The sequence below is a fragment of the Campylobacter sp. RKI_CA19_01121 genome (assembly GCF_025771295.1).
Classification (GTDB): Bacteria; Campylobacterota; Campylobacteria; order Campylobacterales; family Campylobacteraceae; genus Campylobacter_D.
Window position 1 is genome coordinate 21,229 of the sequence record NZ_JAKMQA010000008.1, and the last position, 20,348, is coordinate 41,576.

Sequence of the window (20,348 nt, forward strand, 5' to 3'; positions counted from 1 at the left end):
ATGGCTACTAGACACCAAGTAAGACAAAGTATTGTTTCTTTGCTTTATGCAGCACAGCTAAACCAAGAAAATAAAGATTTTATTAATGAATTTTTAGATGAGAAAAAAATTCGCAATGACCAAAGAAAATTCACTCTAGATTTATATAATGGTATTAATGAGCAACTTACTTTGCTTGATGAGAAAATTAATGAGTGTTTAAAAGAGCATAAGTTAGATGGAGTAGCTAGTATAGAAAAGGCTATTTTGCGTTTGGGTGCTTATGAGATTTTATTTACTTCTACACAAAAAGCGATTATTATTAATGAAGCCATAGAGCTTGCAAAAGAAATGGCAGGAGATAATGCTCCTAAATTTATCAACGGGGTGTTGGATAAAATCAACAAGGAAAAGCAATGAAACTTTGTGTGGCTTTTGATGTGGCAAGCTATGATGAGTGTATAAATTTAGCCAAGGAATTAAAAGGTTTAGATCTTTGGGTTAAAATAGGGCTTAGATCGTATTTAAGAGATGGAGTAAAGCTTTTAGAAGCGATTAAAAAAGTGGATAATTTTAAAATCTTTTTAGATTTAAAGCTTTATGATATACCAAATACTATGGCAGATGCTTGTGAAGAACTTGCTAAGCTTGATGTAGATATGTTTAATATCCATGCAAGTGCAGGTAAAAGTGCTATGTGTATGATTATGGAGCGCTTAAATGCTTTAAGCAAAAGACCTTTAGTGCTTGCCGTATCTGCTTTAACTAGCTTTGATGAGCAAGAATTTTTTAGTGTGTATAAACAAGATATTAAACAAGCTGTTAAAGATTTTTCTAAAATTAGTTATGAAAGTGGTCTTGATGGTATGGTTTGCTCAGTATATGAAAGCTTGCTGATAAAAGAAAATACAAGTACAAAATTTATTACATTAACGCCTGGAATTCGTCCGTTTAAAGAAAATTCAGATGATCAAAAAAGAGTAGCTGATATAGAGTGTGCTAAGGATAATTTGTCAGATTTTATTGTGGTTGGAAGACCTATTTATAAAGCAAAAGAACCTAGAAAGGTTTGCGAGGATATATTAGAGCATTTAAAATAAGCCTTAAGGCTTATTTTAAATAAACTTTCATTTTTTTATTTTCTAAAACAATTCCATCATCATCGTTAATGATTTTAAATTCTCCATTAAAGTATCTTAGGAAATTGTCTTCAAATTTCATAGATTCTTGATCACAAAGCATTTTTGTTGAAGCAAGATTGTCTTCTATTTTTATGCTGCTTCCTTGATCTTTATAATTTCCAAAAAATCTATTACATCCTGCTGTTCCAAAAAGCCTTTTGTCTTTATTGTCAAAACTAATACTTGTTTTTGTATTTTGAGGAAGTTCGTAGCTTTTTCCATTTGCTTCATAAGAACTTATGGTAAATTCTTTATTTTGTAAATCATCAACACTTAAATTTGCCACAGAACAGCCACTAAAAACAGCTAAACTTGCTATGCTTAATGTGATTATTTTTCTCATTTTTATTCTCCTTATACATGAAAATGTTTTAATTCATCTTCTAAATTTTGACAAACTACATTTAACTCATGAGCAACATCAAGCAAAATTTTTGAAATTTCTTCATTTTTATCGCTTAATTTTACCGTTTCTTGCATTTTATCAAGTAAAGATTGTAAAGTTTCTTGTGTGCTTGAGATTTTTTGCATACAAGCATTTGCTAAGTCTCTTGCGTTTTCATTGCAAACTTTTACTTCATTGGTCCCTTCTACAAGATCTTTTGCATCTTGGTTTAAAGAATTAATTTCTTTAGCATTGTGTTTTAATTCTTTAGAAACTTCATTAATACTATCTACTAATTGCTTGGTGACAATAGCAATATTTTTTAAAAATTCTTCTGAGCTTTGAGCAAGATTTCTTACATCTTCAGCGATAACTGAAAAACCACGACCAAATTCTCCAGCACGTGCAGCTTCAATACCTGCGTTTAATGATAAAAGATTGGTTTTATCAGCAATTTCTCCCATCATATCAGAAGCCTTTTTGATCTCTTCTGCTTGTTTTTCCATAACTTCAACTTTTTGAGATAAAACATCTTCATTTTCTGCAACAACTCTTACTTTATCTACTACCTGATTTAATGAATCAAGCATGGTGTTTAAAACTTCAAAAGATTTTGTATTGGCTTTATTTGCATTGTTTGAAAGCTCAGCAAGATCTTGCAACTCTGTATGAATTTGCTCACTTAAATGATAAGATTCATCAGTTTTTGTGTGACCTTCTTTTGTTCTATTTGCTAGATCAAGTGCATTGGTATTTAAAAGCTTAGATTGTTTATCTACCATTTGAGAATTTTCATTAGTAGAAATCACTGCATTTTGAATTTTTTCAATAAATTGGTTGATGTAGGTGCAAGCTTTGCCTATTTCATCAGTGCTTTTTATGTTGATTCTTGCGCGTAAATCTCCATCGCCGCTAGCTAATTCTTTAGCGTGTTTTAAAAGATCTAAAACAGGATTACCCACAACTATTTTTAAAATATAAAGCACAGCAAAAACAGTAAAAAGTAAAGCTATGCTAAAGATTATAATATAAGTTCTAGCTGAGCTTGCCAAATCATCATCTACATGTTTTAAATCATTATACATATCCATAACACCCAAAACATCACCTTCTTTAGCATTAGCATGACAAGCTAAGCAACTTTCATTAGCGATTAATGGGCGTATAAGTCTTAGATAATGTCCTTGATTGTTATTGATTTCAACAGCTTGTATTTGCGGCTTGTTAAATTGTTCGTTGATGATACTTTCATCACTTTTTGTATATTTTTGCATTTCAAAAAGTTCAATTGTGCCCTTTGAAGGATAAATTTTAATATCTTTTATGCCTTCAATTTCTCCAGCATCTTTTATAGCTTGTTCTATAATAGCAGGGTCACCTAAATTCATTGCCATTCTTAATGTTTGAAAAACAGAAGTACTTAAGGTATCCAAATGTGCACGGCTGATTCTATCTGTCGTTTGCTGAGAATCTTTTTGTAAGATAATTTGCATGATAATAAAACTAATTAGCAATGTAGAAATCATTGCCAAAGATATCTTCGCACCTATGCTTTTAAACATTTGAAGCTCCTTGTATTAATGTAAAAAGTGTCTTACACCGCTAAAATATAGTGCAATACCATATTCATTGGCAGCTTGGATGATATCCTCATCTCTTATGCTTCCACCTGGTTCGATAATGGCCTTTACACCTATTTTACTAGCCTCATCTATGCTATCTCTAAATGGAAAGAAAGCCTCGCTTGCTAAAACACAACCATTTAAATCAAGCCCCATTTCCTTAGCTTTATTAATAGCTGCTTTAGCTGCATCGATACGACTTGTCATACCCATACCAATGGCTACCATAGCTCCATTTTTTACATAAACTACGTTATTTGATTTGGTAAATGCAGCAATTTTCATAGCTATTTCAAGATCTTTTAATTCTTGTTCATTAGCTTTTCTTTCGCTTTTTAATACTGCATTTTTTAATTCATCTTCTTTAACTTCATCGCTATCTTGATATACAAAACCACCATCTATATGTTTAAAATCATATTTATCATAAGCTCTAGTTAAAAATGGCGCTTTTTGTGTAAAGATTTTAATACGTTTTTTATCTTTAAAAACTTCCAAAGCATTATCATCTACATTTGCTGCAATGATTACTTCTATATAAATTTCATTGATTTTTTGCGCTAATTCTTTGTCTAAGGTTCCATTGATAGCTACAACTCCTCCATAAGCACTCAAGGTATCGCATTTAAGCGCATGGATATAGCTTTGGAGTAAGTTTTCTTTTATAGCAAAACCACAAGCATTTGCATGTTTTACAATGGCTACTGCTGGAGCTTTATCAAAAGCACTTGCTAAATTTAAAGCTGCGTTAATATCGGTTAGATTGTTAAAACTTGCCTCGCCTTTTAAGGTTGTAAAATTGTGTGTGAAAAAATCATCAAATTCATATAAAGCACCTTTTTGGTGAGGATTTTCTCCATATCTTGTGTCAAACACTTTTTGACCTACAATAAATTTACTTGCTCCAAAACCACCATTAAAACGCTCGTTCATATAATTTGCTATATAAGCATCATAATTTGCTGTATGCTCATAAGCTTTGATCATCAAAGCTCTTCTAAAATCAAGATCTAAAGTATTATCTTTTAAAGCTTGTATGATTTTATCATAATCTAAAATATCACAAACTACAATGACATTTTTAAAGTTTTTTGCGCCACTGCGTATCATAGCAGGACCACCAATGTCGATATTTTCTACAATCTCATCAAAATCTTGGGTTAAAATTGTAGTTTTTTTGAAAGGATATAAATTCACACAAAGTAAGTCTATGTTTTCTATATTATACTCTTTAGCTTGCTTTTGGTGGCTTTCATCTTCTCTTTTGTATAAAATTCCACCATGAATTTTTGGGTGCAAGGTTTTTACACGTCCTTCAAACATTTCAGGACTTTGAGTAAAATCACTAACTTCTTGTACTTGCAGGTTGTTTTCTTTTAAAAGCTTATAAGTGCCTCCAGTAGATAAAAGCTCAAAACCTAATTTTGCAAGCTCACTAGCAAATTCTACTACTCCTTCTTTATCACTGACACTAATTAGTGCTTTCATTGATTTTTCCTTTCTATGTATTGTTTTAAAAATTCATAAGATTCATTAACTTCTTGAAATTTTTTTACACCTTCTTTTATTTTTGCTTCATCGCTGTTGTTTGCGTTTAAAATATCAGGATGATATTTTTTAGCAAGTTCTCTATAGCGTTTTTTAAGCTCTTGTAAATTTACATTTTCGCTTACACCTAAGACCTCACATGCTTTTTGCAAATTCATACCCACCTTTTGAGTTTGCATAGAATTTAGAAGTCTCTCAAGTATATTTACATCAAGATTAAATGCTTTGACAATGGCTTTTAATGCATCTTTTTTAGTGCTGTTAAGTTCTCCATCAATCAAGGCCATTGCGACCAAAACATTTAATATATTAATTCTTTCTTGTTGAGGTAAAGGTACTTCCTTGATGAGTTCTTTGGCTACTTCATAGGTGTCATTTAAGGTGTTTTTGTGTTCATTAAAACTTTGTTTTAAAAATTCTCTTTCTCTTGAATCTTTAGCATTGTAATCAAGAATTTGTGAGATCATATTAGCTTCATTTTCACTAACTCTGCCATCACTTTTTGCTATTTTTGCTAAAAGTGCTATAACATAGTAGTTTAATCTTCTTTTAAATCCATCAATTCTTTCTTCGTGATAGCCTTGTTTAAAACCTTGAGAGAAACTTTTAGCTCCTTTTTTTAAAGAGCCTAAAAGATCATCTTTACCCCATGTTTTATAATACCAATAAAATGCCAAAATTGCCAATACGAGTAAAACAAAAAGCATTTTTATCCTAAATACTCATTAAATTTATCAAAATAAATTGTTTGTAGTTTTGCTAAAGATATCTTAATATCATCTAAAATGAAATCTTTTTCATTTAAATTTCCAAGTTTTGTAAATTTAACTCCTATTTCATTTGCAAATTTGATAAATTTTTCTTCATTTTTAACACCAACTATAACTCTTGTTGGACTTTCTTCGAAAATAAAACTCTTATCTTCAAAATTAGTTTTTATTTCAATACCTAAATTTGCCTTTGCGCTCATTTTAGCTAAGGTAATAGCAAGACCACCTATACCTATGCTATTAGCACAATCAAGTAATTTTGCTTCGTTTGCTTTTAATAGGAAATCCCATAGTTTTAATTCTGCGTTAAAATCTATATCTTCAAGCTCTCCTGCTACTTTTTGATCTAGTGCTTTAGCAATTAAAGATCCACCAAAACTACCTTTGCTTTCTCCAAGTAGATAAATAGCGCTAGTATCTTTGCTAAAATATGATTTTAAAACATTTTCTGCTTTTTCATTTACCCCAACGCAAGCTATGGTTGGACTTGGAAAAATACTTACTCCATCGGTTTCATTATATAAAGAAACATTTCCGCTTACTACAGGTGTATTGAGTTCTTTACAAGCGAGTTTAATACCTTCACAACCTTGGGCAAATTGCCACATTACTTCAGGGTTTTGTGGGTTACCATAATTTAAACAATCGCTAATTGCTAAAGGTCTAGCTCCTGAGCATGCTATTTTCCTTCCTGCACTTGCAACAGCTGCTGCTGCGCCGATTTTTGGATTTACATAGTTTAATCTTGAGTTACACTCAATGGCCATAGAAAGTAAGCAGTTGTTTTCTTTGATTCTAATGCTATTGGCTCCTAGAGCTCCATTGCTTTTTAAAGTATTGGTTTGTACGCTTGAGTCAAATTGCTCATAAATATAAGCTTTATTGCTAACATTTTCATCTGCAAGGAGTTTTTCAAATGCTTCTTGGGTAGGAATGTTGAGCTTAAATTGATAGTTTTTTATCTCATCTAAGTATTTTGGTTTAGCCACAGGTCTATCAAGTATAGGTGCTTTTTCACTTAGTGGTTCAATAGGGATTAAGCCAACTAATTCATCATGCCAAAATAGTTCCATTTTGCCAGTATTGGTAACTTCGCCTATAATAGCTGCATCAAGCCCCCATTTATTAAAAATTTCTATAACTTTTTCTTCATAGCCTTTTTTGGCACAAATTAGCATTCTCTCTTGAGATTCACTTAGCATTAACTCATAAGGAGTCATACCTTCTTCTCTCATAGGAGTTTTATCAAGATAAAGTTTCATACCGCTACCACTGCGTCCTGCCATTTCAAAAGAGCTTGAAGTAAGTCCTGCTGCACCCATATCTTGAATTCCAACTATATAATCAGTTTTGAAAAGTTCCAAACAAGCTTCCATTAACAATTTTTCAGCAAATGGATCGCCAATTTGCACGGTTGGTCTTAAGCTTTTACTAGATTCATTAAAGCTATCACTTGCCATTACAGCTCCGCCAAGCCCGTCGCGACCAGTTTTTGAACCCACATAAATTACAGGATTGCCTATACCTTCAGCTTTTGCATAAAAAATATCTTCGATTTTGCAAGTTCCAAGCGCAAAAGCATTAACTAAGATATTTCCATTAAAACATTCATCAAAAGCACATTCTCCACCAATAGTAGGCACACCCATGCAATTACCATAGTGTGAAATTCCACTTACTACACCTTTAACTAAATATTTTTGATGTTTGCCTATTTTTTCATCGTGGATGTTGCCAAATTTTAAAGAATTCATACCTGCAACAACTCTTGCACCCATGGTAAAAACATCACGTAAAATTCCGCCCACACCTGTTGCTGCACCTGCAAATGGCTCTATAAAGCTTGGGTGATTGTGACTTTCTACTTTAAATACAGCTGCCATTCCTTTGCCTATATCTATCACCCCAGCGTTTTCACCAGGACCTTGGATTACCCAAGGAGCCTTGGTTGGAAAGCCATTAAGGTATTTTTTGCTTGATTTATATGAGCAATGCTCGCTCCACATAGCAGAAATTACTCCAAGCTCTAGTAAATTAGGCTCTCTGCCTAGTATATTTAAAATTTCTTGATATTCTTCGTCACTAATTTTGTGTTGTTTTATAATTTCTTTATCCATTTTCTCTCCTTTTTATTTACCTAAACAAAAATTACTAAACATAGCATCTAAAATTTCATCTCTTTCAAAATCTTTTGTAAATTGGGCTATCTCTCCTATGGCTAAATTTAGTTCAAAAGCAAAAAGTTCTAAAGAACTTTCTTTTAATAAATCCCTTGCGCGCAAAATAGCTTCGCTAGCATTCTTGCAAGCATTGAGTATTAAGGTATTGCTAATTAGCATTCCATCGCCATCTAAAGTATTTAAGTATTCATTTAAATTTTCCTTAATGGCTTGGGTGTTTTCTTGAGCGCAAATGCGTATACAAGAAGTACTAATTTCATGTTTAAATTTGGTAGTCAGATCGCTTTTGTTTAAAACATAAATGATTTTTTTATCACAATTTTTTAAAGCTTGTAAAATACGCTCATCTTCTTCTTCAAATTCTTTAGATCCATCAAAAACAGCTATGATAATATCTGCTTCTTTAATGCTTTCATAACTTAAATTAACCCCGATTTTTTCTATCTCATCATCTGCATTTCTTATACCTGCTGTGTCGATGATTTTGATTAAATGTGAGCCTATTTTCAAGCTTTCCTCGATACGATCTCTTGTAGTACCTGCAATATTAGAAACAATAGCTCTATCAAAAGCTAAAAGTGAATTTAATAATGAGCTTTTTCCTGCATTTGGCTTACCGATAATAGCAACTTTAAAGCCTTCTATAAGTCCTTTTTTACTTAAAGAAATATCTACTATATCGCGTAAAAGTTTTGAATTTTTTTCACACATGGTAATGATTTGATCAAGTAAATCTTGTGGTAAGTCATCATCTGCATAATCAATACTAGTTTCTACAAAAGCAAGGGTTTGAACAAGATCCATTCTAATGGTATTTAAAAATTTGCTTAAATCACCTTTAATGTTTTTTGCTATGATATTTGCAGCACTTGTTGATTTTGACATGATGACATCTTGTATACTTAAAGCTTTTAAAAGATCCATTTTGCCATTTAAACAAGCTCTTTTGCTAAATTCTCCAGGGCTAGCAAGACGCGCTCCTGCTAAAATAAGCTCATCAAGTAAAATTTCACTCAAAGAAAAACCCCCATGAAGTTGAAATTCTACTATATCTTCTCCTGTAAAAGAGTAGGGTGCTTTAAAATAAATCACTAAAGCTTCATCTAAGAAGTCATTGTTGTTTTTATAAAGTTTGCACAAGTGTGCATAGCGGGGCGTTAATTCTTTTTTGTGGGTAATTTTCAATGCAAGCTCTAAAGCTTTCTCCCCACTTACTCTAATGATACTTATAGAGCCCACTCCATGGGCTGTGGCTATAGCAGCTATAGTGTCATTCATTCATTTTTCTTCAAAAAATCATTTACAACGATGTATCTTTGATCGTCATTTTGTTTAATAGCTACATATTTATCAGGAAAACGTTCTCTTAATTTTTCTAATGCAAGTTTTAGCCAAATTCCATCTAAAGGCTTTGTTTGGACTCTTCCTGTACTCTCTACTTTTTCTATAAGAATTTTTAAATAATTTTCTATAGCTTGGGTTTGATTTTCTAAAAATTGAGCGATTTCTAGTCTTGGCTGAATTTTATATTTAGCGCTAAGCCAGTTATAAAGTAAATATGAAAAAGCCTTATATCTATGGGCTTCTTTGCCTATAAGTAAAGCTGCATCTTCTCCATCAAGTTTTATCAATACACAATTTTCGTCCCAAACACTAACTTGTACAACCTTGATATCAAAATCAAAAGTTGCCAGTAAATTTTCTAGTGAAATTTTTATCTCATCAATATAAGAAGCGATATTTTTTTCTTCTGGTGATTCTTTATGAAATGAATCAAAAATAGCATCATTTTTTACTTTATAATGTTCTTTAGTTGGAGCATTGGCTTCAAGTGGTTTTTGAAAACTTTCTCTGTGTTCTTTGTAGTGTTCATTTTTTTCAAGATTTTTTTGTGAATGTTTGCTAAAATTCTCGTTTTGATTTTTTTTAGCTTTTTCTTGATGAGGTTTTTTGGTTTTTTTGTGTCCTTTAATACAAATAATAGCATTTTTTCTAAACAAACCAAAAAATCCTGCTTTAGCATGTTGAATAACTTCATATTCTAGATCAATCACAGAGCACTCAAGTTGTTTTGAGGCTTCTATGAGTGCAGTTTGTAAGTCTTTAGCTTCTATGTTCATGTTTAGCTATTTCCTCTTTTTTGTGGTTTTTGAAAAGTTTATTTACAATCACTTGTTGAATAAGTGAGCATATATTATTTACACACCAATATAAAGTTAAACCTGCTGGGAAGGTTAAGAAGAAGAAAGTGAAAATTAATGGTAAAAATTTCATAATCTTTTCTTGCATAGGATCTTGTATAGCCATTGGTGTGATAAGTTGTTGGATAAACATAGTTAGACCCATAAATATAGGTAAGATAAACCATGGATCCATCACAGATAAATCTGTAATCCAAAAAGCCCATGGTGCAGCTTTTAGCTCTATAGCATTTAGTAAAACTCTATAAATTGCAAAGAAAATTGGAATTTGAATAAGTATAGGCAAACATCCGCTCATAGGATTTGCACCATGTTTTTTATAAAGTTCCATCATGTGCAAATTCATCTTTTGCGGATCGCCTTTATAACGTTCTCTGATTTCTTTCATTTTAGGTGCTAAATCTTTGAGTTTATTCATAGAAATCATTGATTTGTAAGTAAGTGGGAAAAGAATAATACGCACAATTAAAGTCATCACTACAATAGCCCAACCCCAGTTGCCCATGTAGCCATGTAAGAAATTTAAAAATTCAAACATAGGCTTAGCTATAAAAGTAAACCAACCATATTCCACAACATCATCTAAATCCGCATGAATGCTTCTTAAAATTTCATGCTCTTTTGAGCCAACATAACCGCTTGCCTTAAAAGTATTTGTCGCACTTGCAAAAACGATAGAATTTTCGTGATTATCTTTAGTAACTACAGCATTGAGTGGTTTTTCAAAATTATAAAAGAAAGCACTATAATAGCGATCTGAAGCCGCCATAAGGGTTACATTAGAAAAACTTTCATCATTTTCTACATCGCCATCTTCTAACATTGTGATTTTATCATCTTTATCTAAGATCAAAACCCCATGTACTGTATAGCTATCAACTGCTATATTTGGACGATAACCTGGTGTGATAAAATAAGCTGCGTCTTTGCTTAGATTAACCTCTAAATCATAGTTTCCATATTTATGGAAAGTGATTTTTTTAGTTACTACTAAATCATTTAAATTTTGAGTAAGGATCAAGGTTGTGTTTTCATCACTGACATTGATAGTTTTTTGACTTGTGGTATATGGTGTATTAAATGCCTCTTGATTGATTTTTGCATCACTAAATCTTATTTCTAATGGTAAAGGTGATAAAGAAGTATCTACTAGATTAATACTTTTGCCATTTTCATCTTTGTATTTTTCATCACTTAGATAAAATTTAGCTATCCTACCTAAAGAGTCAATATGTGCTTCAAAATGTTCACTTTTAACAACTGCTATTTCTTCTTTTTGATTAACGCTAAGTTCTGTTTTTGGAGCTTGAGAGTTAGTGCTCGTAGTGCTTTGTGGAGCTGAGTTGTTTTGTTCTATTTGAGTGATATTTTGCTCAGTTTGTGGAGCTTTGGGTATAAAAAAATAATCATAAACTACAAAAAATAAAAATGATAATACAACAGCAATTAATATGCGTTTTTGTTGAGATAAATTTTCTGACACGGATTGTCCTTTGGAAATATAATCTTAATTAAAAAAAATTGATTATCGTTGCAAGGGATATAAAGATAATTGAGTTGTTTTAAAGCATTAAAACTAGGTTTAAAACATATACCTGAGTTTAGATTATTCTTGCGTATTTTAGGATAATCAATACCACCTTTAAAAAACGGATTGCATTTTAAAATTCTTAAAAAAACTGCACCAAATGCTTTAAAAATATTATTTTTTTTAAATTGCCATAAGGCATATTCAGAGCAACTTGGGTAATACCTACAGCATTGTGGTTTAAAAGGACTGATAAAGAGTTGATAAAATCTGATAAATTTTAGACAAACTATTTTATGCATCCTATTTTTTTCAAACCCCATTTCAAGTTTTTTTCTAATTTTAAAAAAGGAATTTCAGTGATACTCGTTTTGGCTACAAGTATGTATTTTCCGTTTTCAACTTGATTTTTAACCTGAAAAAAAGCTGATCTTAAGAGCCTTTTGGCTCTATTTCTTATAACAGCTTTTCCAACTTTTTTGCTAGCAACAACGGCGAATTTTTTTTCTTCGCTTAAAGAGTAAAAGATGATCATGCCTTCGCAATGCCATTTTTTACCTTCTTTATAAATTGCTGCAAACTCTCCTAAGTCGTTAATACTTAGAAAATCTTTTATACCGCTAATCTTTTTCTACCTTTAGCACGTCTAGCATTGATCACTTTGCGACCATTTTTGCTCTTCATACGTACACGAAAGCCGTGAGTTCTTTTTTTAGGAGTTTTATGTGGTTGATATGTTCTTTTCATATTTTTTCCTTAACTTAAAATAAAAAACAAAATAATAAGCGAGTATGTTAGCAAAATCTTACTTAAATCTGCTTTTAATTAAGAGTTATTTTAAAACTTTTTGCTAAATTTTGATTTTATTTTGTAAACTAAGGAAAAATAATGGCTTTTGAAATTTGTGAGAGTAAAAAAGAAGATTTGGAAAAAATTTTAGAATTACTCAAAGAACTTGCTATTCATGAAAATATGCTTGAAGATGTAAAATGCACAAGCAAAGAACTTGAAGAATCATTTTTTAAACATGAATATGCTAAGGCTTTGAGCCTAAAGGTTGATGGTGAGATAATAGGCTATGTGATGTATTATTTTACTTTTTCATCTTTTTGGGGTTTGGGTGGATTATACCTAGAAGATATTTACATACAGCCAAAATATAGAAAAAAAGGTTATGCTAGAGCTGTTTTTAAATATCTAGCGCAAATTTGCAAAGAAAAAAATCTTAAACGCTTAGAGTGGGTTTGTTTAAATGATAATGATTTGGGGATTGAATTTTATACCAAGTTAAATGCAAGACATATGAGTGAGTGGAGAACTTATCGTTTAGAGGGTGAAAATTTAGAAGCATTGATGTGATGAATAAACGCAGTTTGTATTATCTAAAAGCTTTTGGTTATGAATACTTTGATGAACAAAAGCAAATTAGACATTTTAACTTAAGTTTTAAAGAATTAAACGAAAGAGTAAAAACTTGCAATCTTTGTCATTTTTCTAAATTAAGAAAGTATAGTTTAATAGAAAAAGAAGCCAAAAATGCTAAAATTCTGATTTATCAAGCTTTTATTGATAAAGAAGAAAACGAAAGTGGAAAGTTTTTTGCTTCTAAAAACAAACAAGAGTTTTTAAGATTATGCAAAGAGCTTTTAAATTTAAAAGAAGATGAGATATATTTTTCTTATATGTTTAAATGTTTTAGTAATTTTAAAATAGATGATCAAGCACTAAAATTATGCTTGCCGTATTTTTATAACGAGCTTGATTTTGTAAAAGCAAAGATTATTTTATGTCTTGGTCAAGAAGCTTTTGTAAGTTTGGGTTTTGAGAACTTTCAAAAATACAAAGGGCAATGTATGCGTTTTAATAATGCTTTGCTTTTGCCAAGTTATGATTTGAATTTTTTGAGTAAAAATCCTAGCTTTTATACTGAATTTATAGATGATATTAAAAAAATAAAAGGTTATTTATGAGAAAAAGTTTAGTTTGTTTGATGATGAGTTTTGTTTTAACTTTAAGTGTTTTTGCAAAAGAACAAAAGCCATCGCCCATAGAACCTAGTGAGTCTTTTTATCCTAATTTAGAATTTCAAAATTGTGATAATGATTGTTTATTTACTTTGCTAGAAACAGGACTTTATTTTAATTTCTTATCAAGATTTAACAATGATAATGCAAATGAACTCTTGGTTAATATCTATACTAAACTTTTAAATTCCATCATAGATTTTGAAAAAAGAATTCAAAAAAATGCTAGTGTAAAATTAGCTATTATTATACCTGAGCAAACGATTAAAAGTTATTCTAATACTATTATAAATTCAAGCATAGCGTATTTATTAAGACAAAGAGCGCAAATAAAAGTAAAGGTGTTTTTAATAGGCACAGAAGATGAGAACAAGATAACTAAAGCTTTTAAACAAGCTCAAGAAGAAAAATTTAATTACATCATCGCTGGTTTTACAGATAAAGGTGTGAAAAATTTATTAAAAGAAAGCCTTGATTCTAATGTAAAAGTTTTTATTCCTACTGCACACAAAAGAAATTTTGATACGCAAAATGAAAATGTATATTTTGGAAGTATAGATTATCAAAAACAAATTCAAAAACTTTTAGAGTATTCAAATGGTAAAAATATCATTTTTTCAGATGGAACACCTTTGGCAAATCGCTTAGATGAAAATGTTTTAAACATAGGGAATGGTAGCGAGAAAATTTACACTATTAATAGTTCTAAATTTGATTTTAGAAGCATTTTAAATCAAAATAGAAGTTTTCAAGATTCTAGTATTATTTTAAATACTTCTTTGATAAAAACAGCACTCATAAGCTCGCAAATAAGAACTTATGATATAGAACCTTTTGTGCTATTATCAACTCAGATTAATTATAATCCTATTTTGCTAAGTTTAACGCAAATTAACGATAGAAAAAAACTTTTACTAGCAAATTCCATTTCTAATGAGGATCAAACTCTAAGCTATCTTAATGAGCTTTTTTCGCAAAATATTAATTACAACTGGATAGCGTATGCAACTAGCGTGGGGCTTGATTATTTTTATACGCAGTTTTTAGATAAAGACTCTCAAAGAATTTTCGATGAGAGTTTAAATGATAATCAATTTGACTATAAGGTTAAAATCATTCGCTCGCAAGGCTTAGGTTTTACTCCTTTGCAAAATCAGTAAAAATCTTAGCTATAGCCTCATCTATAGGGGCTACTTTTTCATTTTTTAAAAAAGCTAGGGTAAATTCAGCCTCAAAAAGTTTGGTGTTTTCTTTGTAAATCTCTTGTTTTATATAAACTGAAGCTTTTTTAAGCTTTGTGATAAATGTTTTTACTTCTATAAGATCTCCAAGTTTAGCGGGTTTTAAAAAGTTACAATTTGCTTTTGTAAGTAGAAAATGTCCTGTGCTTTTGTCAAAAATTTTTGCATTTTTTTGAAAAAATATCTCACTTCTTGCTCTTTCGCAAAATTTTAAGTAGTTGCTATGATATACCACTCCGCCTGCATCGGTATCTTCATAATAAATTCGTATTTGCATTTAAAATCCTTTTTTTGTTTTTTATAATACATTATATTTAAAGTAAATTGAATATCAAATATGAATTTTAATCATTAATATTCTGTCTTAAATACATTAATAATTAGATATTATTCTATAATTTTTATTTTATATTTGGAAATTACATGAAAAAAGTGAAAAATAAAACTTTAGCCGAACAAGTATATGATGAATTAGAAAGAAGAATAGTTTTTTGTGAAATAGAGCCTGGTAGTATTTTGACAGAACAGGGCATAGCAAATATGCTTGATGTTGGACGTACGCCTGTAAGAGAAGCATTATTGTTGCTTTCAAAACGTTATTTGGTGAATATATCAAAAGCAGGAATAATGGTTCCACAAATGAATGCTTCTTTACAAATGCAACTTTTGGAAGTAAGAAGAGTTATTTTGAAACTTTGTATAGAATGTGCTATAAAAAGACTTACTGAGGATGATAAAAAAGCTATAAATGAACTTTTAAATGAAATTGAAAATTATGATGAAATAAATTTTTTATCATGGCTTGATAAAAGACAAGATGTATTAGCTAAAGCTTCTAAAAATTATTTTATTTACGAAGAATTGAGAAATGTGCAAGGGATTTCAAGGAGATTTTGGTATCGCTATGCTCAAAATAGTCAACATGATATTGTAAAAGAAAAACACAAGAATATATTAAAAGCTGTGTATCAAAAAAACACAGAAAAAGCTTTGGAATATGTTGATGACATTATTGATTATTTTGAGAATTTTGTTAAACAATATTTGATTTGATATAATCATATAATAAGTATATATTCAATTTTACAACTAAAACTACCTTACTAACTTATTTGATGTTTTAATCATAGGGATATCTTTTAAATATATTTACCAATATTCACATATTTACATGTTTTTTCAAGGTAAGAAAATATATAATATATTTATTGTCGGCATTAAGTATTTATTAAGTTTTTTTCCTATAGACTTGAAAATATAACAATACAAAAAGGAGTTGTATGTCAAGTAAAATAGCGGTTAAAACAAAATTATTCCCCTCAAAATCTCCATTAGAATGGGCGGTTGTATCAAATAATATTTTATATACAGCACAAATTCCTATTGATAAAAATGGAGAGGTTGTTACTGGTGGTATAGAAGCGCAAACCAAGCAAGTTTTTTCAAATCTTATTCATACTTTAGAATGTGCTGGTTCTAAATTAGATGATGTGTTACAGATTTTAATTTATGTTACAAAAAGAGAAGATTTAAAATTTGTAAATTCGATATATTCAACCTATTTCAATACAGTTTATCCAAATAGAGCTGCATTTATTGTTTCTGGTTTGGCTAGAGAAGAAATGCTGGTTGAATTTGTAGTTTATGCGCAAACTCATAATTAAAATTATAAAGGAGATAAAATGTTAGATTGTACTAAGGGTTTATATATTAATGGTCAATGGGTAGAGGGTGTTAATACTATAAAAAATATTAATCCATCTGATATTGATAATGATCTAGGGGATGTAGCACAGGCTGATAAAAAACAAGTAGAGCTAGCTATTGATGCTGCTAAAGAGGCTCAAGTTTCTTGGGAAAAAACTCCTTTAGAAGAAAAGGCAAATTTGCTTTATAAAATCGGTGAATCTTTAATGAATAGAAGCGATGAGATTGGAAAAATCATATCTTTAGAAGAAGGAAAAACAAAAATAGAAGGAAAAGGAGAAGCGTTTAGATCAGGTCAATTTTTTCAATATTATGCAGCTGAAGTATTAAGACAAATTGGGGAAAATGCAGCGTCTGTAAGAAGTGGTGTTGATGTTGAGATTACAAGAGAGGCTGTTGGTGTTGTTGGTATTATTTCTCCTTGGAATTTCCCTATTGCAACAGCTTCTTGGAAAATAGCTCCTGCTCTTTGTTTTGGTAATAGTATAGTATGGAAACCAGCTAATACCACTCCAGCTTCTGCTGTAGCTTTGGCTGAGATTATTCATGAGCATGGATTGCCAAGCGGTGTATTTAATTTAGTTTTAGGTAGTGGTGGAGAAGTTGGTGAGACTATTATTAATTCTAGAAATATCAACGCACTTTCTTTTACTGGATCTGTTGATGTTGGTAGAAAAATAGCACGTGCTACGGCTGCAAATTTTGTTAAATGTCAATTAGAAATGGGTAGTAAAAATGCCTTAGTTGTTATGGATGATGCAGATCTTGATCTTGCTGTTGAGTGTGCTATTGCAGGAGCTTTTTCAGGTACTGGACAAAAATGCACAGCAAGTTCTCGTTTGATTGTTATAGAAAGTATTCACGATGCTTTTGTTGAGAAAATGGTTTCTAGAATGAAAACATTAAAGGTTGGCCATTGCTTAGATGATGGAATTTTTATGGGACCAGTAGCCGATAATAAACAATTTGAATCTAATTTCAAATGGGTTCAAAGAGCTAAAGATCTTGGAGCGGAATTGGTATTTGGTGGTAAAAAATTATCACTTGATAAAAATGGTTACTATATGTCTCCTACTTTATTTATTAATACTAAAAATGATTGGGATGTTAATCAGGAAGAAATTTTTGCTCCATTAGCATGTGTGATTAAAGCAAAAGATTTACAAGAAGCTGTTGCGCTTAATAATGGTACTCGTTTTGGATTGACTTCAGGGATTGTAACATCGAGTTTAAAAAATGCAAACATATTTAAAAAAGAAGCAAAAAGTGGTTGTGTTATGATTAATCTTCCTACAGCTGGAACAGATTATCATGTACCTTTTGGAGGCAGAAAAGAATCTAGCTTTGGTCCAAGAGAGCAAGGTTCTTATGCGAAGGAATTTTACACAGTTGTAAAAACAACTTATGTAAAAGCTTATTAAATGTTGTTTACAAAAAGGAGGTGGTTATGTTTGGGAAAGATATCATTATAGATGGTTTGCAATATTGCAAATGGGATAAAGAATATTTTAAATTTTTAAAATCAAGTGGTGTTAGTGCTGTGCATGTTACTTTAGTATATCATGAAAATGCTAGAGAAACACTCACTAGATTTGCTCAGTGGCATAGATTTTTTGAAGAATTTAATGAATATATATTGCCTGTTTTTTCAAGCGAAGATATTTTAAAAGCAAAAGCTCAAAATAAGGTAGGGATTTTTTTTGGAGCGCAAAATTGTTCTTTGATTGATGATGAAATAGGGTTAATATCTGTTATGAGACAGCTTGGTTTGTTGATTATGCAGCTAACTTATAATAATCAAAGCTTATTGGCTACTGGTTGTTATGAAAAAAACGACAGTGGTATTACTCGCTTTGGCAAACAAGCGATTGAAGAAATGAATAGGGTTGGTATGATTGTTGATATGTCTCATAGTAGTGATAGATCAACATTGGAAGCTATTGACATATCGTCTCGCCCTATATGTATATCTCATGCTAATCCTAAATTTGCGCACAATGGATTGCGAAATAAAAGCGATGAGGTGATAAAAGCTTTAGCTAAGAGAAAAGGTTTGATAGGTTTGTCTTTATATCCTTTTCATTTGCCAAATGGAAGTGATTGTACATTGGATGATTTTTGTAAAATGAGTGCTGATTTGGCAGATATGATAGGGGTTGATCATATAGGTATAGGAAGTGATTTATGTTTAAATCAACCATTAGATGTATTAGAATGGATGCGCAATGGTAGATGGTCTAAGATAAAAGATTATGGCGAAGGTAGTGCTACTAATTCCACATGGCCTAAAAATGTGTCTTGGTTTAATGATTCTAGTGGCTTATATAATATTTATAAAGGATTGATTAATTATGGGTTTTCTGAGAATGATGTAAAAAAAATCATGGGTCTTAATTGGCTTCATTTTTTACAAGATGGCTTAAAAGCTCAAACTTGCTAAGGAGTTAAAATGTTAAACAGTGCTCCTAAAAACAATACTCGTATTGATAAGTTGACTTTAATTTGTAGTAGTGGATTTTTGATGATATTTGTTGTAATAGCTTTAATTGATTCAAAGTTACTTAGTGCGATCGTTGAGTTTGGTTTTAATGTCTCAGCAAAATACTTTGGTGCTTATTGGCAAATTTTACTACTTTTGACTTTTATTATTGGGATCGGGCTTAGTTGGGGAAGAACAGGCGGCGTAGTTTTGGGTAATATTAAAAATCCTGAAATGAGTACATTTCAATGGATATCTATTATTATGTGTACTTTACTTGCAGGCGGAGGTGTTTTTTGGGCTGCTGGAGAGCCTATAGCTCATTTTGTTTCTCCATCTCCTGTATTTGGAAATACTAGTAATATTTTTCAAAAAATCACAGAAGCTCTAGCGCAATCTTACATGCATTGGAGTTTTTTATCTTGGGCTGTTTCTGGAACTATTACCACAATAGTGCTAATGTATTTACACTATGAAAAAGGCCTTCCTTTAAGACCTAGAACTATTCTTTATCCTATTTTTGGTGATAAAGTTATACACGGATGGATTGGTTCTTTAATAGATGCTTTTTGTATTGTGGCTGTTGCTGCTGGTACTATAGGACCTATAGGATTTTTAGGTTTACAAATTTCTTATGCACTAAATATGATTTTTCAAATACCAGATAATATAATCACTCAAATGAGTATTATTATTTTGGCTATTTTAGTTTATACTATATCTTCACTTAGGGGTTTAGCAAAAGGCATTCAAATTCTTAGTAAATGGAATGTTATTTTAGCTGTAGGTTTGATGTTTTTTATTTTTATTTTTGGTCCTACAAAATTTATTTTGGATGTTTATGTTCAAGGTGTTGGAACTTTGATACAAAATTTTATACCTATGGCTACTTATAGAGAAGATACTGTTTGGCTTGCATCTTGGACTTTGTTTTTTTGGGGGTGGTTTTTAGGATATGGTCCAGTATTGGCTATCTTTATTGCTAGAATTTCAAGAGGTAGGACTTTAAGAGAGCTTATTATAGCTGTAAGTATTTGCGCACCAATTATCACAATGTTTTGGTTTACTATTGTTGGTGGAACAGGATTGTATTTTGAAATAGAAAATCCAGGCAGCATAAGCTCTGCTTTTAAAGGTTTTAATATACCTGCTGCGTTAATAGCAATAACACAGTCATTGCCATTGTCAACATTTATTTCAGCATTATTTTTGATATTGGCAGCTATTTTTATTATTACAACTGGTGATTCTATGACTTATACTATGAGTGTTATTGTTAGTGGGAACACTGAACCTAGTAAACTTCTTAGAGCTTTTTGGGGAATTTTAATGGGGGTATTGGCAATTATTTTAATATCTATCGGACAGGGAGGAATTTCGGCTTTACAATCATTTATAGTAATTACTGCTGTGCCTGTTTCATTTATATTATTACCAACCTTATGGAACTCTATACAGATTGCAATTAAAATGGCAGATGAGCAAAATTTACGTTAATACAAA

Annotated in this window: 22 protein-coding genes; 10 read left to right on the top strand and 12 right to left on the bottom strand. The window is 30.8% G+C overall.

The window, feature by feature from the left end; genetic code table 11:
- Complete coding sequence (nusB, locus tag L8T90_RS05345) at positions 1–399, top strand: transcription antitermination factor NusB (protein ID WP_263659333.1); 399 nt, start codon at positions 1–3, stop codon at positions 397–399.
- On the top strand, positions 396–1,079 hold the full coding sequence (gene pyrF, locus L8T90_RS05350; RefSeq protein WP_263664007.1) for an orotidine-5'-phosphate decarboxylase: 684 nt from the start codon (positions 396–398) through the stop codon (positions 1,077–1,079). Before nusB ends, pyrF begins: the two co-directional genes overlap by 4 nt.
- 10 nt (positions 1,080–1,089) lie before the next feature.
- Here pyrF and L8T90_RS05355 read toward each other — a convergent pair whose 3' ends face one another.
- Genes L8T90_RS05355 through rpmH form a run of 11 tightly spaced genes read right to left on the bottom strand, consistent with a single transcriptional unit; the run spans position 1,090 to position 12,141 of the window.
- A complete protein-coding gene (locus tag L8T90_RS05355; RefSeq protein WP_263725209.1) occupies positions 1,090–1,503 on the bottom strand; it encodes an META domain-containing protein in 414 nt (137 codons plus the stop codon).
- 11 nt (positions 1,504–1,514) lie between these two features.
- Positions 1,515–3,107 (bottom strand): methyl-accepting chemotaxis protein, encoded by a 1,593-nt coding sequence (locus tag L8T90_RS05360; RefSeq protein WP_263678856.1) that lies wholly within the window; start codon positions 3,105–3,107, stop codon positions 1,515–1,517.
- Positions 3,108–3,122: 15 nt separating this feature from the next.
- Positions 3,123–4,655, bottom strand: coding sequence for a bifunctional phosphoribosylaminoimidazolecarboxamide formyltransferase/IMP cyclohydrolase (purH, locus tag L8T90_RS05365; protein WP_263736926.1), 1,533 nt, complete (start codon positions 4,653–4,655; stop codon positions 3,123–3,125).
- Positions 4,652–5,422 carry a DnaJ domain-containing protein gene (locus L8T90_RS05370; RefSeq protein WP_263736927.1) on the bottom strand — a complete coding sequence of 257 codons (771 nt, stop codon included), beginning with the start codon at positions 5,420–5,422 and terminating at the stop codon, positions 4,652–4,654. Before L8T90_RS05370 ends, purH begins: the two co-directional genes overlap by 4 nt.
- A gap of 2 nt (positions 5,423–5,424) precedes the next feature.
- Positions 5,425–7,602 carry a phosphoribosylformylglycinamidine synthase subunit PurL gene (purL, locus tag L8T90_RS05375; protein ID WP_263736928.1) on the bottom strand — a complete coding sequence of 726 codons (2,178 nt, stop codon included), beginning with the start codon at positions 7,600–7,602 and terminating at the stop codon, positions 5,425–5,427.
- A gap of 12 nt (positions 7,603–7,614) precedes the next feature.
- Positions 7,615–8,943, bottom strand: a complete 1,329-nt coding sequence (mnmE, locus tag L8T90_RS05380; RefSeq protein WP_263736929.1) for a tRNA uridine-5-carboxymethylaminomethyl(34) synthesis GTPase MnmE — start codon at positions 8,941–8,943, stop codon at positions 7,615–7,617.
- Entirely contained in the window at positions 8,940–9,785 is an 846-nt protein-coding gene (locus L8T90_RS05385) for a Jag N-terminal domain-containing protein (RefSeq protein WP_263683038.1), read from the bottom strand. Before L8T90_RS05385 ends, mnmE begins: the two co-directional genes overlap by 4 nt.
- Positions 9,769–11,349: a membrane protein insertase YidC gene (gene yidC, locus L8T90_RS05390; RefSeq protein ID WP_263736930.1), complete on the bottom strand. Its 1,581-nt coding sequence runs from the start codon at positions 11,347–11,349 to the stop codon at positions 9,769–9,771. Before yidC ends, L8T90_RS05385 begins: the two co-directional genes overlap by 17 nt.
- Positions 11,313–11,696: a membrane protein insertion efficiency factor YidD gene (gene yidD, locus L8T90_RS05395; protein ID WP_263664027.1), complete on the bottom strand. Its 384-nt coding sequence runs from the start codon at positions 11,694–11,696 to the stop codon at positions 11,313–11,315. Before yidD ends, yidC begins: the two co-directional genes overlap by 37 nt.
- Positions 11,684–12,010, bottom strand: a complete 327-nt coding sequence (rnpA, locus tag L8T90_RS05400; RefSeq protein ID WP_263664026.1) for a ribonuclease P protein component — start codon at positions 12,008–12,010, stop codon at positions 11,684–11,686. The genes yidD and rnpA overlap by 13 nt, the downstream gene beginning before the upstream one ends.
- Positions 12,007–12,141 carry a 50S ribosomal protein L34 gene (gene rpmH / locus L8T90_RS05405; protein WP_012661270.1) on the bottom strand — a complete coding sequence of 45 codons (135 nt, stop codon included), beginning with the start codon at positions 12,139–12,141 and terminating at the stop codon, positions 12,007–12,009. The genes rnpA and rpmH overlap by 4 nt, the downstream gene beginning before the upstream one ends.
- Before the next feature lie 138 nt (positions 12,142–12,279).
- Between rpmH and L8T90_RS05410 the strand changes: the two genes are divergently transcribed.
- Genes L8T90_RS05410 through L8T90_RS05420 form a run of 3 tightly spaced genes read left to right on the top strand, consistent with a single transcriptional unit; the run spans position 12,280 to position 14,578 of the window.
- On the top strand, positions 12,280–12,753 hold the full coding sequence (locus tag L8T90_RS05410; RefSeq protein ID WP_235362456.1) for a GNAT family N-acetyltransferase: 474 nt from the start codon (positions 12,280–12,282) through the stop codon (positions 12,751–12,753).
- Entirely contained in the window at positions 12,753–13,364 is a 612-nt protein-coding gene (locus tag L8T90_RS05415; protein ID WP_263736931.1) for a uracil-DNA glycosylase family protein, read from the top strand. The genes L8T90_RS05410 and L8T90_RS05415 overlap by 1 nt, the downstream gene beginning before the upstream one ends.
- A complete protein-coding gene (locus L8T90_RS05420; RefSeq protein ID WP_263736932.1) occupies positions 13,361–14,578 on the top strand; it encodes a hypothetical protein in 1,218 nt (405 codons plus the stop codon). Before L8T90_RS05415 ends, L8T90_RS05420 begins: the two co-directional genes overlap by 4 nt.
- Here L8T90_RS05420 and L8T90_RS05425 read toward each other — a convergent pair.
- Entirely contained in the window at positions 14,556–14,936 is a 381-nt protein-coding gene (locus L8T90_RS05425; RefSeq protein ID WP_263736933.1) for a YbgC/FadM family acyl-CoA thioesterase, read from the bottom strand. The two genes, L8T90_RS05420 and L8T90_RS05425, sit on opposite strands and share 23 nt — an antisense overlap.
- A gap of 146 nt (positions 14,937–15,082) precedes the next feature.
- On the opposite strand from L8T90_RS05425, the gene L8T90_RS05430 reads away from it, so the two are divergent.
- The 5 genes from L8T90_RS05430 to L8T90_RS05450 all read left to right on the top strand — a co-directional run bounded on the left by L8T90_RS05430 (position 15,083) and on the right by L8T90_RS05450 (position 20,342).
- On the top strand, positions 15,083–15,712 hold the full coding sequence (locus L8T90_RS05430; RefSeq protein WP_263663994.1) for a GntR family transcriptional regulator: 630 nt from the start codon (positions 15,083–15,085) through the stop codon (positions 15,710–15,712).
- Between the two features lie 227 nt (positions 15,713–15,939).
- Positions 15,940–16,323 (top strand): RidA family protein, encoded by a 384-nt coding sequence (locus L8T90_RS05435; RefSeq protein ID WP_263663992.1) that lies wholly within the window; start codon positions 15,940–15,942, stop codon positions 16,321–16,323.
- Positions 16,324–16,341: 18 nt separating this feature from the next.
- A complete protein-coding gene (locus L8T90_RS05440; protein WP_263678874.1) occupies positions 16,342–17,787 on the top strand; it encodes an aldehyde dehydrogenase family protein in 1,446 nt (481 codons plus the stop codon).
- Positions 17,788–17,813: 26 nt separating this feature from the next.
- A complete protein-coding gene (locus tag L8T90_RS05445) occupies positions 17,814–18,806 on the top strand; it encodes a dipeptidase (protein ID WP_263678876.1) in 993 nt (330 codons plus the stop codon).
- A 9-nt stretch (positions 18,807–18,815) separates the two neighbouring features.
- Positions 18,816–20,342, top strand: coding sequence for a BCCT family transporter (locus tag L8T90_RS05450; protein WP_214126123.1), 1,527 nt, complete (start codon positions 18,816–18,818; stop codon positions 20,340–20,342).
- Positions 20,343–20,348: the final 6 nt, after the last annotated feature.